The sequence below is a fragment of the Alcanivorax profundi genome, from assembly GCF_003597125.1.
In the GTDB taxonomy this organism is placed as follows: Bacteria; Pseudomonadota; Gammaproteobacteria; order Pseudomonadales; family Alcanivoracaceae; genus Alcanivorax; species Alcanivorax profundi.
On record NZ_QYYA01000003.1, the window covers coordinates 1 to 15,614 of the forward strand.

The 15,614-nt window shown below is 57.9% G+C and carries 13 protein-coding genes; 7 read left to right on the forward strand and 6 right to left on the reverse strand.

Annotated features, from left to right (window positions below; genetic code table 11):
* The 5 genes from D4A39_RS09935 to fhuF all read left to right on the forward strand — a co-directional run.
* The coding region (locus D4A39_RS09935; protein ID WP_147393906.1) for a condensation domain-containing protein at positions 1-2,892 on the forward strand (2,892 nt) is incomplete at its 5' end.
* A gap of 128 nt (positions 2,893-3,020) precedes the next feature.
* Positions 3,021-5,279: a TonB-dependent siderophore receptor gene (locus D4A39_RS09940; RefSeq protein ID WP_119918035.1), complete on the forward strand. Its 2,259-nt coding sequence runs from the start codon at positions 3,021-3,023 to the stop codon at positions 5,277-5,279.
* Complete coding sequence (locus D4A39_RS09945; RefSeq protein WP_233552458.1) at positions 5,233-6,255, forward strand: GNAT family N-acetyltransferase; 1,023 nt, start codon at positions 5,233-5,235, stop codon at positions 6,253-6,255. The genes D4A39_RS09940 and D4A39_RS09945 overlap by 47 nt, the downstream gene beginning before the upstream one ends.
* Positions 6,256-6,413: 158 nt before the next feature.
* Complete coding sequence (locus D4A39_RS09950; RefSeq protein ID WP_031225681.1) at positions 6,414-7,706, forward strand: lysine N(6)-hydroxylase/L-ornithine N(5)-oxygenase family protein; 1,293 nt, start codon at positions 6,414-6,416, stop codon at positions 7,704-7,706.
* A complete protein-coding gene (gene fhuF / locus D4A39_RS09955; protein WP_119918037.1) occupies positions 7,706-8,428 on the forward strand; it encodes a siderophore-iron reductase FhuF in 723 nt (240 codons plus the stop codon). The genes D4A39_RS09950 and fhuF overlap by 1 nt, the downstream gene beginning before the upstream one ends.
* Before the next feature lie 134 nt (positions 8,429-8,562).
* On the opposite strand, the gene D4A39_RS09960 is transcribed toward fhuF, so the two are convergent.
* Positions 8,563-9,255, reverse strand: coding sequence for a 4'-phosphopantetheinyl transferase family protein (locus D4A39_RS09960; RefSeq protein WP_022983682.1), 693 nt, complete (start codon positions 9,253-9,255; stop codon positions 8,563-8,565).
* Between the two features lie 139 nt (positions 9,256-9,394).
* Between D4A39_RS09960 and D4A39_RS09965 the strand changes: the two genes are divergently transcribed.
* Positions 9,395-10,312 carry a DUF808 domain-containing protein gene (locus D4A39_RS09965; protein WP_022983681.1) on the forward strand — a complete coding sequence of 306 codons (918 nt, stop codon included), beginning with the start codon at positions 9,395-9,397 and terminating at the stop codon, positions 10,310-10,312.
* A 306-nt stretch (positions 10,313-10,618) separates the two neighbouring features.
* Here D4A39_RS09965 and D4A39_RS09975 read toward each other — a convergent pair whose 3' ends face one another.
* Genes D4A39_RS09975 through D4A39_RS09990 form a run of 4 tightly spaced genes read right to left on the reverse strand, consistent with a single transcriptional unit; the run spans position 10,619 to position 13,957 of the window.
* A complete protein-coding gene (locus D4A39_RS09975) occupies positions 10,619-12,085 on the reverse strand; it encodes a coniferyl aldehyde dehydrogenase (protein WP_119918039.1) in 1,467 nt (488 codons plus the stop codon).
* 22 nt (positions 12,086-12,107) lie between these two features.
* Positions 12,108-13,094 (reverse strand): enoyl-CoA hydratase/isomerase family protein, encoded by a 987-nt coding sequence (locus D4A39_RS09980; protein ID WP_119918040.1) that lies wholly within the window; start codon positions 13,092-13,094, stop codon positions 12,108-12,110.
* Between the two features lie 16 nt (positions 13,095-13,110).
* Positions 13,111-13,497, reverse strand: a complete 387-nt coding sequence (locus tag D4A39_RS09985; protein WP_022984571.1) for a hypothetical protein — start codon at positions 13,495-13,497, stop codon at positions 13,111-13,113.
* Between the two features lie 7 nt (positions 13,498-13,504).
* Positions 13,505-13,957 carry a hypothetical protein gene (locus D4A39_RS09990; RefSeq protein WP_119918041.1) on the reverse strand — a complete coding sequence of 151 codons (453 nt, stop codon included), beginning with the start codon at positions 13,955-13,957 and terminating at the stop codon, positions 13,505-13,507.
* Between the two features lie 107 nt (positions 13,958-14,064).
* Here D4A39_RS09990 and D4A39_RS09995 point away from each other — a divergent pair, with 107 nt between their 5' ends.
* On the forward strand, positions 14,065-15,075 hold the full coding sequence (locus tag D4A39_RS09995; RefSeq protein ID WP_158586928.1) for an AraC family transcriptional regulator: 1,011 nt from the start codon (positions 14,065-14,067) through the stop codon (positions 15,073-15,075).
* A 249-nt stretch (positions 15,076-15,324) separates the two neighbouring features.
* On the opposite strand, the gene D4A39_RS10000 is transcribed toward D4A39_RS09995, so the two are convergent.
* The gene (locus D4A39_RS10000; RefSeq protein WP_022984574.1) at positions 15,325-15,507 is read right to left on the reverse strand and encodes a hypothetical protein; all 183 of its coding nucleotides are present in this window, start codon (positions 15,505-15,507) and stop codon (positions 15,325-15,327) included.
* Positions 15,508-15,614 lie beyond the last annotated feature (107 nt).

A 15,614-nucleotide genomic window follows, 5' to 3' on the forward strand; every position in this document is an offset into this window, starting at 1 on the left:
GCAGCGGGTGAGCGGATGTACCGCACTGGCGATCTGGTGAAATTCCGCGACGACGGCGTCATGGAATATCTGGGTCGGGTGGATCAGCAGGTCAAAATCCGTGGCTTCCGCATTGAGCTCGGTGAAATCGAAAGTCGCCTGCTGGCTTTTGACTCGATCCGCGACGCCGCCGTGGTCGCACAACCTTCCCCCACCGGTGACCGGTTGGTGGGCTACATCGTGCCACGTCACACCGTAGGAGCGGCGCTTGAGCCGCGAACCCTGTTGGAAAGCCTGTCCCAAGCCCTGCCGGACTATATGGTGCCCAGCCAGTTGATCACACTGGAGCACCTGCCGCTGACTCCTGCAGGCAAGGTGGACCGCAAGGCGCTACCGGCTCCGCAATGGCAAACCGCCAGTGCCGGCGATGCACCGCAAACCGATAACGAAAACATTCTGGCGACTATATGGCAGGCCTTGATGGGGCTGTCGTTCGTCAGCCGTGACGACCACTTCTTTGCCCTTGGCGGGGATTCCATTCTGGCCTTGCAGGTGGTCAGCCGGGCACGCCAGCAAGGGTTGGCGCTGACGCCCAAAGAGGTGTTTGAGCAGCCGTTGCTCAAGGACCTGGCCCGGGTTGCGCTCAGTGCCCAGGCGCTGGCGATTTCCCAACAGCCGTTGACCGGCGAGGTGCCGCTGCTGCCGATCCAGCAGCATTTCTTTTCGCTCAACCCGCCCAGCCCCCATCACTGGAATCAGCACCTGTGGCTGGCGTTGGCGCAACCCATGTCGCAGCACGCCCTGGCCGAAACGTTGTCGGCATTGTGCCGTCAGCATGATGCGCTGCGCATGCGTTACCGTTGCCGCGATGGTGTCTGGTCGCAACATTGCCTCTCGCCAGAAGCGGTGAGTGACGATGTGTTGTGGTGGCGCGAGGCAGCAGATGAGGACGCCGTGGCCGCACTGTGCCAGCAAGCCCAGGAAAGTCTGGATATCGAACATGGCCCCTTGCTGCGTGCGCTTTATGTGACAACCCCCCAGCAGCAAGACCGGCTTTTGCTGGTGATTCATCACCTGGCCGTGGACGGTGTGTCCTGGCGAGTCCTGTTGGAAGACCTGCTGGCGGCGTACTCGCAGGCGCAGGGTGATCAAGACGGAGGTCAAGGGATTGTCTTGCCGCAACGCACACATACCGTGTCGGACTGGCATCAGGCCCTGCAGCAATGGCTGCAGGAAAATGGCACCCAGCGTTTGCCGTTCTGGCAGCAACAGCGGCCAGAGCCGGGCCATGCACCGCTGCCGGTGTATGGGGAAAAACGCAGCGTTGCAGTATCACTGGATGAATCGGCGACCCGTCGTTTGCTTCAGGAGGCGCCGACCAAGTTGGGGGCGTCTGTGCCGGCATTGCTGCTGACGGCGCTGGTCAGAACGCTCCAGGCTGATGATCAGAAAGGCGATCAGGAAGGCGACCAGAAAGAGCATCAAGCTGCCGCGCTTGCGACTCGAGCTCCGCAGGTTGCGAGCAATCTTGTTATCAATCTGGAAGGCCACGGTCGCGAAACCCGGCTTGCCCCCGGGCTGGATCTCAGCCGTACCCTGGGCTGGTTTACCAGCCTGTTCCCGGTGTCGTTGCCGTGGGCGGCGGATCTCCGCCAGAACCTGTTTGCGGTTACCGAACAACTCAGAGGCACCGAAGCGGATGCTGGCGTCGGTTATGGCGCCCTGCGGTTTATGGCCGATAGCCCGCTCAACGACAGTGCCGATGCGCCGTTGACGTTCAACTATCTGGGCCAGTATCACGATGATGCGTTGATTCAGGGTTTCACACCGCTCAAAGGTGGCGGTAATGCCCAGGCCGATGACAACCCCATGGCGGCGCCGCTGGCCATTAATGGCCAGGTAATGGCTGGGCAGCTGGAGCTGGTGTGGGAATTTGCCAGCAGCCGTTATGACGCTGGCACCATTCAGCATTGGTGCGGCCGCTATCGCCAGGAACTGTTGGCACTGCTGGCGCTGGCCGATGCGCCACGGGATAGCCAGGCCGACCCGGCACTGGTGACGGCGCTGAATTCTTCACAGAATTGGTCGCAGGACTCTTCACAGAACTCTTTACAGAACACGGCCACAGACATACCGGTGTTGTGGTGTCCGCACCCGGTGACCGGCCGGGTCACCGGCTATCAGACTATTGCGGCAGCCCTGGAAGGGCAGTGGCAGGTGCGCGGCATACAGTCGCGCAGTTTTCTTGAGGAAGGCTGGTTTGACCCGTCGCTGGAAGAAATGGCAGAGCGCTATTACCGCACCCTGAAGCAATCGCAACCACGCGGGCCTTACTACCTGCTGGGCTGGTCGCTGGGCGGCGCCCTGACCATGGAGCTGGCCAGCCGACTGGAACGTGATGGCGAGACCGTGGCATTTGTAGGGCTGCTGGATAGCTATGTTCCTGGCACCGAAGTGGCGGAAGATCAGTGGTCGTCACCGCAGGCGCAGGCAACTCTGCGAGAGCATCTGGGTTTGCTGTTGCCGGGGGTAAGTGCTGCGGCATTGGATGAGTGCATTGTCCTGTTGCGAAATCACCAGCCCCCTCAGTGGCCGCAACAATTTTCAACATGGCTATCGCAGCAACCCGTGGATGCCATGGTGGCAGACAGTGCGCGCCAACTTTTGCATTCATGGGCTGTGGAGCAACACCTGCGTGATCTCTGTTGGGGTTATCAATTGCCCAGCCTTAAAACGCCCTGCCATGCCTGGTGGGCCGCACAGCCACCAGGCAGGGCCGAGATGCTGAAAAATGGCATCGAGCAACGCGTGATGTTGGCACAAAGCGAGGTCTTGATGACCGATCATGTTGGCATTGTGCGTGAACCGGAAATGGTTCGGTGGTTCGAGGAACGTTTGTCGAGTGTGAACTGATACAAATTGACAGGAAAACCCGGCAGGAATTGCACCGGGGAGACTGGTTGTAAGGAATGTAATCTGTATAATCGCGCATGCGAATCATTCCTATTAATGTGTTTGTTACGATCGTCAGGAGAAAAACGATGGGGAATCGGACAGGGAGCAGACTGGCTCAGGGGATTGGGGTCTGTCGTCATCCGTTGGCATTGGCTATTGCGGCTGCATTGGCAGCTTCACCGGTCTGGGCGGAAGAGGCCACCAACGAAGAACAGTTGGAAACCATTGAAGTCAACGCTGAGCAGTCTGAGGACGTGTATGGTCGTGATGACTTTGGTTATGTCGGTCAGCGCAGCCGGACGGGTACCAAGACAGATAGCCCTGTAAGCGAGACTCCACGCTCCGTTTCTATCGTAACTCGCGAGCAGATGAATGACAGGGCAGCCGTCAGCATCAGCGATGCCTTGCGCTATACGCCCGGTATTCAGGCCGGTTTTTACGGCGAAGATAACAAGCAAGACTGGTTTATTGTCCGGGGTTTCAAACAGGCGAACAAAGGCCTGTATCGAGATGGAACCCGAACCTATTCAGAAGGGTTTTACAGCTGGCAGATCGACCCCTTCCAACTGGAGCGGGTTGAAATTCTTCGCGGTCCGGCATCCGTCCTTTATGGGCAGACTCCTCCGGGCGGGGTGATCAACGTGATCAGCAAACGTCCTCAGGATTATAGCTTTGGCTCTGTTGAAGTTGAGTACGGAAGCTGGGATCGAAAGCAGGTGTCGGCTGATCTCGGTGGTATTGTTGGCGATGGTCATGCCTTCAGGCTATTGGCGTTAGGCAGGCAGAGCGGCACGCAAGTGGACGATGTCGAGCAGGATCGCGTTCTTTTCGCGCCTTCGCTGAAGTTGAACGTAGGGGACAACACTGAACTGACATTGTTGGCCAGTTATCAGGAAGATAATTCCGATCCCTACCTGCAGTTCCATTTGGCGGAAGGCACTCTGAATCCCAGCACTACCGGAAATGGATACATTGGTGACGATGTTGCCATTGGCAACCCGGATTATGAGCGCTTTGACAGAACGCAATACACTCTTGGCTACGAACTGAATCACGATTTTAATGACGGGGCGTCGTTTCAGCAGAACGTGCGTTATGGCCGTATTGATATCGATCTGCGTCAAATGTATGCGCTGGCATATTCCGATGATTTTGGTATGCCCTCGAATCGAACGGAGGTCGTACGCTATATCTCTACAGAAGATGGGCATGCAGATAGCCTGAATGCCGACAACCGCTTTATCTTCAAATGGGATCTGAACGGCATGGAGCATACCTTGCTGGCAGGTATCGATTATCAAATGTTGAAGATAGACGGGAAGGACTATGCGGCTGATCCGATTGTAGGGGAAGAATTGTTTCCGGGTATTTATGCCCCTAATACATTGAACGTCTATAACCCTGAATACGCCAATGCAAGCGATATCGTTCTGCTGGATGGAACTCTGCAGCCACTATCGGAAAGTGATCTTCAGCGCCGTACTACGGACAGCTATCAGCTGGGCTTCTATCTGCAGGATCAGGTAAAAATTCAGGACCACTTGGTTTTGATGCTAGGAACCCGCCACGACAAGGTTGATACCAAATTCGAAAACAAGGCGACTGGGGCTAAGCAAGATGTAGATGGTGATGAGTGGACTGCCAATGCCGGGCTGGCATGGATCTTCGATAATGGCGTTACTGCCTATACCAACTACTCCCAATTCTTCCAGCCCATTATTCAGCTGGATGCCAATAACGAGCCCGCCAAGCCGGAACGTGGTGATCAAGTCGAAGTTGGTTTGAAGGTGCAGCCTGAAGGGTTTGACGGTTACTTTAATGCCGCGGCGTTCAAAATTACCCAGGAAAACCTGACCTCTGGCACTGCAGGAACAGCATCGTTTCAGCAAATCGGTGAAGTCGAAAGTGAAGGGGTAGAGTTTGAGGCAGTGGCGAATGTGACTCCGAGTCTCAGCTTCGTTGCCAATATGACCTTCCTGGACCCCGAAATCACCGAAGATGCTCGCGGAGAGACCGTTATTGGTAACCAGCCAAATCAGGTGTCAAAACGCTTGGGTTCAATCTGGGGCAAATACAGCTTCATCGGTGGAGTTATGAACGGTCTTTCCATTGGTTCAGGTGTCCGCTATGTGGGCTCAACCTATGGTAATGATCTTGAGCAGCACAGTTTCAAGGTGCCGTCATACACAATCTGGGATGCCACGGTCAGCTACCAGTGGGATAACTTCAAATTCCAGGTTGCCGCCAAAAACCTGGAAGACAAGGAGTATGTTTCTACTTGTAACTATTGGTGTTGGTATGGCGATCGTCGCAACGTCATTGGCAGTATCTCTTATGCCTGGTAATGCCCGCCACACCGCCATGCTGCTGCCCACCGGGCAGCAGCTGGATGTGTTCGATCAGGAATTGGCACCGCAGTGGCGGTGTCAGAGCAATGATCAGGATCTGTTGACCGTGGAGCTGGACGATACGACAACACGCGTTCTGCAATCCACGGACGACCCGGCACAACTGTGCCGGGCCGCCTGGGCATTTTTTGTCTCGCGGCCCACGGTGACGGCGCTGGAATTTTCTGGCGATGGTCATCCCGGTTTCATGGTGCAGCGCGACAATGATTCTGCTGTGCTGGAGCGAGACATGCTCTGGCAGTTGACCGGCGACTGGCTGCCCAAGGCAGCGGCGTTTCCGTACCCGGTCAGCATGGTGATGGACGACAGTGGTCGCCGTCACCCCCGTCGCCCGGCCAAGCCGAGTGGCGAAGTGTACCGCCGTTTCGATACCGGTATTCAAGCGTGGGTGTCACTGCGAGTGCTGGATATTGAAGAAGACCTGGAGCGCTTCATGCGCTGGCAGAACAGCCAGCGGGTCGCAGCTTTCTGGGAACAGAGCGGCACACTGGAAGCGCATCGCGCCTACCTGGAAAGCCAGGCAAGGGATCCGCGCGTGCTCAACCTGATTGGCTGTATTGATGATGATCCCTTCGCCTACTTTGAAGCGTACTGGGCGAAAGAGGACCGTATTGCGCCGTACTACGACGCACAGGATTTTGACCGCGGCATCCATATGCTGGTGGGCGAAGAGCACCACCGTGGGCCGCACAAGGTAAAGGCGTGGCTCAATGCCCTTTGCCATTATCTGTTTCTCGATGATTGTCGCACCACGCGGATCGTGTCCGAGCCGCGTGCGGACAACGACAGGATGATTCAACACCTTCAAGCCAGGCGTTTTGCCAAGCCAAAGGAGTTTGATTTTCCGCACAAGCGCGCAGCCCTGATGGTGCTGCAACGTGATGCGTTTTTTGAGCGTTGCGAGCTGAGCTGAAAATCACGGTTCGGTAGGGACTCTTATACCGGACTGCCATGGCGCGCTGCCCACCACTACCCGGCAGCAAGTGGCTGACCTGTCCGCAGGGTGCGGACGGTCGGTGTATGGATAACCCGGAGACCGGGATGGGTCTCCGCCACATTGAGGACACCCCCATGAACGTTCATTCCCAGGAATATGATGTCGTCGGCATTGGCTTTGGCCCTGCAAATCTGGCTATTGCCATTGCACTGGAAGAACAGTCGGACCTGAAAGGGCTGCGTTATTGTTTCCTCGAAAAACAACCGCGTTTTGAATGGCACGGCGGGATGCTGCTGGATGGCACCCGGATGCAGGTCTCTTTTCTGAAAGATCTGGCGACCCTGCGCAACCCGGCCAGCCGTTTCACCTTCGTGAATTACCTGCACGACAACCACCGTCTGGATTCCTTTATCAACATGGGTACCTTTTTCCCGACCCGTGTGGAATACAACGACTATATGCGTTGGTCGGCGGAGCAGTTCAGCGAGCGAGTGCAATACGGTGAGGAAGTGATTGCCATCGAACCAGTGGAGCAGGGTGGCGAAGTGGAGTGGGTGCGTATTCGCTCCCGCAACGCCGACGGTTCAGAGAAAGAAATTTTTACCCGTAATCTGGTCATCGGGATTGGGGGATACCCGAATGTGCCCGCCGTGTTTGCCGGCAAGATGGGCGACAACATGGTGCATTCCTCCCGCTATAAACATGAATACGAGCGTTTCGGTCGCCATGAAACGCCGCGTATTGCGGTTATCGGTGCCGGGCAGAGTGCCGCAGAAATCTATCTGGATCTGATGAACCAGTATCCGGATGGAAAGATGGACATGATCACCCGCAGCCGTGCGCTCCACCCGGCGGATGACAGCGCTTTTGTGAACGAGATCTTTGATCCCGCCTTCACCGACACCATCTATGCGCGCCCGGAAGAAGAGCGTCGTGATTTTCTGAAAAAGTTCAGCCAGACCAACTATGCGGTGGTGGATCTTGCGGAAATCGAACAGATCTATGAGCGCCTGTACCTGCAAAAAGTCACCGGCAAGGTACAGCACCGGTTCCTGTCCAACCGCGACATTGTCGGTGTGCAGAATGACGGCACCCGGGTATTGCTGACCCTGCGCGACAAAGACACCGGTCTGGAACAGACCGAAGTCTACGACGGGGTGGTGCTGGCCACCGGCTACAACCGTAATGGCCATGAACAGTTGCTGGCGCCCATGGCCGACTGGATGTCGGAGCAAGGGGTGGAGCGTTGCTATCGTCTGCCCATGGCGAAAGGCTGCCGCGCCAATATCTTCCTGCAAGGGTGCTGCGAGGAAACTCACGGCCTGAGCGATACCTTGCTGTCAGTACTGGCAGTGCGTTCCCAGGAAGTGGTGGATGCCCTGATTCAGCGTCACAGTCGCCCGCTGGCGGCGGCCTGCGCCAGCTGATGATCCCGGCACTGGCCCCCCTGTTCCAGGGGGGCTTTGCTCACTACGGTGAACGGCTGCGGCTGGCGCAACCGGATGACCCTGCCCTGCCATTGACGGCACTGCTGGACCCGGCGGTGCTGGACGTCCAGTTACAGGCGTTTCGCAGTAACTTCGCCCAGGAAGATCCCCGCGCGGTGCTGTCGATCTGGAGCAAGTACTACTTTCTGTATTTGGTGCCGCCGGTATTGGCCGCCAATCTGATTCTGCAACGCGACCTGCCGTTGGATCCCCATGCCATGCGCGTGGAGATGGATCCGACCGGATTGCCAGCGGTATTCGTCTTCGCCGATGAGGGCGGCCCGCTAGCGCCGCCTTTGCACGGCCTGGACCGCTTCGCGTCCCTGCTACAGGACAACCTGGCCTTCATGATCGATGGCTGGCAACAGCGATATGATTTGTCGGGAAAAGTGCTGTGGAGCAATGCCTCGCGCTACCTTCGCTGGTTCGTACAGGAACTGTCACGCTTTGGATTACCGGAACCGATGTGGGCGCCGGGCAAGAGTCTGCTGGAGGCGAAAGCCTATGCCGATGGCACCCGCAATCCGCTTTACCAGGCCTATGTGGAGCGGTTTCGGCGCGACGATGGTGAGCCGCTGTCGGTTCGAAAGCTCTGCTGCATACGTTATCTGTTGCCCGACACCGAGTTGTGTGAAGACTGCCCTCGGCTCTGTCACAGCTGAGCCGCGATGGCCTTGCCCGTCGCTTTAATCGCGGTGGAACCACCGCTCCCACAGAGTGTGATGGCCTGCAGGAGACTCGCCCCTGTGGGAGCTTGCCTGCAAGCGATGCTGCACCGGGTTATATCGGAATGCGCTTATCGGGGAAGGGCAATCCAGCTCAGCACCCCATGTTGACGTTCGCGCCAGCGGAACGGAATTTCCGTGCCTTTTGGCCAGTCTGCATTGAGCGTGCGCAATAGCGTCAACCGGTCTGGCTTGCGTCGTTCCGCATCGTGGAAGTAAAAGCGTTTCCCGGTCAGGGGGTACAGGGCCTTGAACAGACTTTCCTTGGCGGAAAAAATCAGCGTTAGCCGGTTTGCCCGCTGTAGCGGCGTCATACGGTTCAGTTGCTGGCGCTCGTAGTCGGTGAACAACTCTTTTTCCAGTCGGGCTGCCCGTTCCGGGACGACCCACTGTTCGGTATCGAGCCCCACGGTAAGCCAGCGTTCTGCATCTGCCACCAGCACCTCGGCGATGCCATGACTATGGGTGATGCTGCCGATCCTGCCCTTGGGCCAGCGGGGCGAGCGGTCTTCATTGACGCCGGGGATTCCGGTGGCGCCCAGGCCCTGTAACCCCTCGCGGGCGCACCATCGCCCGGCTAGATACTCGGCCTTGCGCTTGGCGACAGCGGTTCGCAGGGTCACCGGTAACGGAATGCCTGCCAACAGGAAGCTGTCATCAAGCAAACGCTCAGGCTGATAGCGGCAACTGACGCGAAGCAGTCCGTTTGCCAGTTCTTCCTGGTGAGGTTGGCTTAGGCAGGCGGGGCGTTGAGGGTTCGTCATGACGACACGTTTCCTTGCATGAAGGGCGACTATAACAAAGCCGCGCCTGTGCGTCCGTTAACGCCAAAGGGTACACTTGCCGGCGCAGATATTCTGTTACCTTTTGCCCTGCCGCACGCCAGACCCAGAGGAGAACACCATGGCCGGAACCAGCCTGCTGGCACTGATCGATGATATTGCAACGCTGCTGGATGACGTCTCTGTCATGACCAAGGTGGCAGCCAAGAAAACCGCTGGTGTGCTGGGGGATGATCTTGCCTTGAACGCCGAGCAGGTGTCCGGGGTAAAAGCCGACCGGGAGCTGCCGGTGGTGTGGGCCGTGTTCAAGGGCTCGGCGTTGAACAAGCTGATCCTGGTGCCGGCGGCGTTGCTGATCAGTGCCTTTATTCCCTGGTTGATCACGCCGCTGTTGATGCTGGGCGGCGCGTTTTTGTGTTACGAGGGTTGTGAAAAACTGGCCCACAAGTTTTTCCATGGCAACGATGAGGGCGAACACGCCGAAAAACTGAAGGCGGTGGCCGATGCGTCGGTGGATCTGGTGGCCTTCGAGAAGAACAAGATCAAGGGGGCTATCCGCACCGATTTTATTCTCTCGGCAGAAATCATCGTGATTTCACTGGGGGCGGTCCAGTCTGCCACCTTTGGTGTTCAGGTCGCCGCGATTTGTACCATCGCGGTGCTGATGACCATCGGCGTCTATGGTTTGGTCGCGGGCATTGTGAAGCTGGATGATGCCGGCCTCTATCTTGCCAAAACGGACCCCCAGGCATCCGCGGCGAATGCGCGCATCGCACTGGGTAAAGGCATTCTGGCCCTGGCGCCCTGGCTGATGAAAACCCTGTCGGTGGTGGGCACCCTGGCCATGTTCCTGGTGGGTGGCGGTATTCTGGTTCACGGTATTCCCGGTTCCCATGACTGGCTGCATCACCTTCAGGAAATGGCTGGCGCCGTGGCCTTTGCGGTGCCGTTGCTGGTGAATCTGGTGGGCGGTGTGATTGCCGGGGCGATGGTGTTGGCTGTTGTGACTGCCATCGGTCGGTTACGCGGGGCGCGATAGGCCCCGCGTATCACGACTTAAGGAGCCTCTGAATAACTCCTTGCGTACTCAGTGTGGCCTGGAGCGTGCAGCTGTTGTGTCTTGTCTCGATGGTCAGGGTGGCTCCCTTTCCGAGAGGCAAGGCGTAGCAGATGGGCGCTCCAGGCCGCGCCCTTCGGGTCTTCCAGGCTGGCCCGCACTCGTTGTTGCGCTTTTTCTATGGATGGACATACACCTTCAAAAGCGCGCCCCTCTTTACCTTTTGGCCCATAGAAGGGGCGAACCAGCCTGAAAGACTGAGCATGCAAGGAGTTATTCAGAGGCTCCTTAAGGTTTGATGCGGCGAAAGCGCAGGGCCTGGAGCGACATCATCAGTTTGAACAGGGTGTTGCCCCAGGGCGGAGCGACCATGGCTGCCAGGTTGATGCGGCCCTTTCGCACCACGCCCTTGGTCTTGGAAAAGGTGAGGAAGCCTTCCTTGCCGTGATAATGCCCCATACCCGAGTCACCAATCCCCCCAAAGGGAATGTCGTCTGCGGTGACATGGCTGAGGGTGTCGTTGATGCAAACGCCCCCGGAGTGGGTGGTTTGCAGAATCTGGTTGCCCCGCTGCTTGTCCCAGTCAAAGTAATACAGTGCCAGAGGCCGTGGCCGTGCGCGCACTTCATGCAAGGCGGCGTCTAAATCACGGTAACCCACCACCGGCAGAATCGGTCCGAAAATTTCCTCCTGTAGCACCTTCATGTCGGTCGTGGCATTCAGCACCAGGGTCAGCGGCATTTTTCGCGTGCCACTCATATCCTCCCCCGAGGGGTTGATGGGAATGAGGGTCGCTCCCTTGGTGCGGGCATCCTCCAGATAACTTTCCAGCCGCTGCTTTTGTCGTTCCGAGATGATGGCCGTGTAGTCCGGATTGTCGACCAGCGTCGGGTAGGCTTGTTCGACGGCGCCGGTAAAGGTACGGACAAACTCGCTGACTTTATCCTCATGACAGAACACATAGTCCGGTGATACACAAATTTGCCCGGCGTTCATGCTCTTGCCGAAAGCCAGTCGGCGGGCGGCTTCGTCAACCGGAAAGTCCGGGTGGATGATGGCCGGGGATTTTCCTCCCAGTTCCAATGTCACGGGCGTCAGGTTGTCTGCTGCAGCGCGCATGACGTGTCTTCCCACCTGAGTGGAGCCGGTGAAAACCAGATGATCAAAGGGCAACCTGGTAAATGCCGTGGCGATATCCACATCGCCACCCACCATGCACACCTCATCCGCGTCGAAGTTTTCGGCGAGAATCGCTTGCAGCAGCTGCCCTGTTGCGGGGGCGAACTCTGAGGACTTGAGCATCACCCGGTTGCCTGCCGCCAGTGCGCCAATCAGCGGTGACAGGGCAAGGAAGATGGGGAAATTCCAGGGTACCACGATGCCGACCACGCCCAGCGGCTGAACATGGACCTCTACCTTTGCCGGCATCACGGTGAGCGGGGCGTGGCGGCGTTGTGGCTTCATTAGCCGTTTGAGTCGCTTGCGGTAGTAAGCGATGCCTTCCAGTAACGGCAGGATTTCCGCCAGTTCCGTTTCGGCTGTGGAGCGGCCGCTGAAATCCTGGCTGACGGCACTGGACAGAGCCTCACGATGTTCCAGCAAGGCATTATGTAACCGATTCAGGTTCTGGATCCGCTTCTCGCGTGTGGGGGCGGGGGAATCCATAAAGGCCTGTTTTTGTCGGGCAAGAAGGAGCGGTAATTCGCTGGCATTGGTGCTCGCGCTGGCCAGTGTGTCAAGGCAGGAAGCGGTCATGGTGTGACTCCTGTGTGCAATATCAGCGGGCTGGTCCGGCCGCGTCGTTCAAATTCAGTGTCGATTGGTGTTCCAGGTACTGTGCTGAGGTTTTCCCTTCAGCCAGCTGTTGCTGTTGCTGCGTATAACAGGCCAGAGATTGCGGCGTGCAGGCGGCATCCATAAAACGTGGCTCACTGCGGGCCAGTGAAAGCGCCAGCGACGAGGATTCACTGTCGCGCAGGCAGGCTTTGATGGCCGACAGCGTCGTTGGGCTTTTTTGCACCAGTTGTTGCGCCAGCTGGTGAGCGGTTTGCTCAAGGGCGTCAGGGTCGGTGGCCCGGTATACCAGACCTGCCTGACAGGCCTGGTCTGCATCCAGCCGCATTCCGAGCAAACATAATTCTGCCGCCTTGGCGCTACCTGTGAGTTTGACCAGGTGGTGAATGCCGCCAGAGCCCGGGATCAGCCCGACCAGGGTTTCGATCTGCCCTAACCGGTAACGTCCTCTGGCCATCAACCGGAAATCGCAGGCCAGTGCCAGCTCCATGCCATAGCCTTGGGCATCTCCGTGGATGGCCGCAATGACCGGCAGGGGATAATGACGCAGGGTGCGGATCAGACGGTTGGCACGGGCATAGAGCAAGGCGCCTTCGACGGGGGTGCCACGCATCCAGCGATCAATGCGTCCTTCATGGGGGCGCTGGCGATCCCGGCGTATCCACTGTCGTGCCAAGGCCATGGTGGTGCGAATAGCCAGTGGAAAGGCTCCCCGCAGCCAGGGCTTCAGGGCCAGTGTCGGGGCGGAAACGCGATGAATCTCGGCCAGTGAATAGTGAGTAATAAAGGTGCCGGGATGCTCCCCGGTAAGGATGACAGCGCGTACCCCGGGCTGACGTTGTAGTGAACGCAGGGTGTCGTACAGCGCGTTCACCACGGGCGCGGTCATGTAGCCGCCGTCATCAAGGCAGAGCCTGATGGTGGCAACCTGCTCATGGAAGTGCAGTGATATGTGCGGCGAGGCATTCATGGCGATCGCTCCCTTATCAGCCCTGGCTGCGGGCCAGCCAGCTGTCCTCTTCGCCAGGTTCGGGAAGGATTTCCCCGCCTTCCATGGCCCAGCTGGCAGGGAAGCCCACCAGGGTGGCTTCTACCTTGTCCAAAACTATTCCGGCACTCACTGCGACGCCTTCGCGAATCTTCTGACGAAGGGTTTCGGTGAGTTCGGCGTTTCGGTTGCCGCCGCTGCGGACATTACAAATGACATTCAGGTCATGCCCTCCCTTGAGCGGATGGCCGTGCATGAAGATCACGTTGACAAATTCCGGTGGAGCGCCTGTCAGGCCGCAATGGATGTCGGCAATGGCGTCCGCGGTGCGGCGGCGCGCGTCATAGCTGAGGGGCTGGCGGCTGGCGATGTTATAGACCGGCATGGGGACCTCACAGATTCGGGTTAACAATGATGGGGATGCGCTTGAATCGAGCGTGAATCACTGTACGGATGACCTTTGCTACAAAGGCAATCCGTCCGCGCAGGGAAAGCCGTTTCTGGGTGCCCTGAAAGACGTCGGCAAACAGGTCTTCTTCGACCAGGGCCAGCATCAGCTCGTCCGGGTGTTGACCACTGATTTTGAGCCAGTCTTTCTCGATGGCTTTCAGTACTGCGATGCGCTGGGTCTGGGGAAAGCCGGGTGGGCATTCCATGGTCACCAGTGAAGAGCGCGAATCCTGGTAATTGGTAAAGGCCTGACCGGCGGGAATCCGGTTCCAGATCAGTAACAGGCGTTCGCGGCTGACATGGTGGCGGTAATGGTTGCGGATGATCTTTTCCAGCAGCGCCACCTGGGTGTCGCTGAACTGGTTTTCCTGTATCAGGATGAGCGTCTTGCGCATGGGGTGTCCTCCAGATGAACCCTTAATTTAGGGGATCACGGAGGGGCTGTTGATGTGAGTGCAGGCCAGTTATTGATATTTATGGCCAAATGGTCATAAATGGCCGGATGGATACACTGGCCACTACCCGCTCCATTTCCAGCATTGATCTCATGGTCCGCCTGGGCCGTGAGAAAGGTCTCTCTGTGGCGCAATGCCTGCAAGGCACCGGTATCTCTGCCCATCAGTTGGAGGACCCGGAGTGCCGGGTGACCGGGGCTCAGGAACTGCAGGTGATCGACAACCTGGTGACGTTATTACCGGAAGCGTCGGGGCTGGGGATCGAGGCAGGGACGCGTTATCAGCTCACCACTTTCGGGATTTGGGCCTTTGCGATTATCAGCAGCCCGACCGTTCGAGCGGCGATCGAGGTCGGGCTGCGTTTCACCCAGCTGTCGTTTGTGCTGGTGCGGTTCGCGTTTCGTGAAACGCCCGGTCGGGCAGAAATTCTCATGGATGTCTCACACATTCCTCCCCGGCTGCGTCAGTTCGTGCTGGAGCGCCACCTGGTGATTTTTCTGCTTCTCAGCCGGGAAATGATGGGCGACGAATTGATGGCACCAAAAGAGATTCACCTCACCCTGGATCACCTGCCATTCAAGGTGATGCCGGCGGCACTGACAAACTGTCGATTGGTATTGGGCAGCGAGGATAATCGCATTGTGCTGGACCCGAGCCAGCTGTCCCGTGCCATTCCCAAGGCCAACCCCGCCACGGCAGAGTTCTGTGTTCGTCAGTGTGAGGCCTTGCTGGACCGACAGCGGCGTCAGACCGGGTTTCCCAGTGAAGTGCGCAGCATGCTGATTGGGCGAGTCGCGGACATGCCCTCGTTAAACGAGGCAGCATCCCTTTTCGGCATGAGCCCGCGTACCTTTCGCCGGCGCCTGGAAGAACAAGGCAGTGGTTACCGGGCGTTAATGGAAGAGATTCGTGAAGGGGTAGCCATTGAGTTGCTGGAGACGGCGGGGCTGAGTGTGGAGTCGGTGGCAGAACGACTGGGCTATGCAGAAACCGCCAGCTTTATTCATGCCTTTACCCGCTGGACGGGTATGTCGCCGGGCAAGTTTCGCCGGCGCTAGGGAGCCTCTGAATAACTCCTTGCGTACTCAGCGTGGCCTGGAGGGTGCAGCTGTTGTGTCTTTTCTCGATGGTCAGGGTGGCTCCCTTTCCGAGAGGCAAGACGCAGCAGATGGGCGCTCCAGGCCGCGCCCTCCGGGTCTTCCAGGCTGGCTCGCACTCGTTGTTGCACTTTCTCGACAGGCAACCAGCATGCCATCAAAAGTGCGCCTAGATTGCGAGCCAGCCTGAAAGACTGAGCATGCAAGGAGTTATTCAGAGGCTCCCTCGTCCTCCGGTAACACGCCAAGCGAGCGGGCCAGTTGTACGGCCTGCACTTTCTTCCCTTTCTTCAGTGCGTCTTCAATGGAATTGGCGGCGTCCTGTTTGCCCTCCCTGCGCAGATTCGCAAGCAGATCTTGCCAAGCTGGGGCGAGGGTTTTTCTTGCGTCCATGGTGAGCGTGTTTCCGCTTGTGGTGTATTGTTTTATTTACGCCGCAGTGACGTGCCGACCGGAACAAAATGCCTGGGAGAAGGCACCAGGGCACATCGTGATCAAAG

Bases quoted from the DNA above. Each gene is read 5' to 3' on its own strand.
- D4A39_RS09975 (WP_119918039.1), bottom strand. From the start codon at position 12,085: ATGACCGCTTCCTGCCTTGACACACTGGCCAGCGCGAGCACCAATGCC.
- D4A39_RS09965 (WP_022983681.1), top strand. From the start codon at position 9,395: ATGGCCGGAACCAGCCTGCTGGCACTGATCGATGATATTGCAACGCTG.
- D4A39_RS09960 (WP_022983682.1), bottom strand. From the start codon at position 9,255: ATGACGAACCCTCAACGCCCCGCCTGCCTAAGCCAACCTCACCAGGAA.
- D4A39_RS09950 (WP_031225681.1), top strand. From the start codon at position 6,414: ATGAACGTTCATTCCCAGGAATATGATGTCGTCGGCATTGGCTTTGGC.
- D4A39_RS09945 (WP_233552458.1), top strand. From the start codon at position 5,233: ATGGCGATCGTCGCAACGTCATTGGCAGTATCTCTTATGCCTGGTAAT.
- D4A39_RS09980 (WP_119918040.1), bottom strand. From the start codon at position 13,094: ATGAATGCCTCGCCGCACATATCACTGCACTTCCATGAGCAGGTTGCC.
- D4A39_RS10000 (WP_022984574.1), bottom strand. From the start codon at position 15,507: ATGGACGCAAGAAAAACCCTCGCCCCAGCTTGGCAAGATCTGCTTGCG.
- D4A39_RS09985 (WP_022984571.1), bottom strand. From the start codon at position 13,497: ATGCCGGTCTATAACATCGCCAGCCGCCAGCCCCTCAGCTATGACGCG.
- fhuF (WP_119918037.1), top strand. From the start codon at position 7,706: ATGATCCCGGCACTGGCCCCCCTGTTCCAGGGGGGCTTTGCTCACTAC.
- D4A39_RS09990 (WP_119918041.1), bottom strand. From the start codon at position 13,957: ATGCGCAAGACGCTCATCCTGATACAGGAAAACCAGTTCAGCGACACC.
- D4A39_RS09940 (WP_119918035.1), top strand. From the start codon at position 3,021: ATGGGGAATCGGACAGGGAGCAGACTGGCTCAGGGGATTGGGGTCTGT.
- D4A39_RS09995 (WP_158586928.1), top strand. From the start codon at position 14,065: ATGGATACACTGGCCACTACCCGCTCCATTTCCAGCATTGATCTCATG.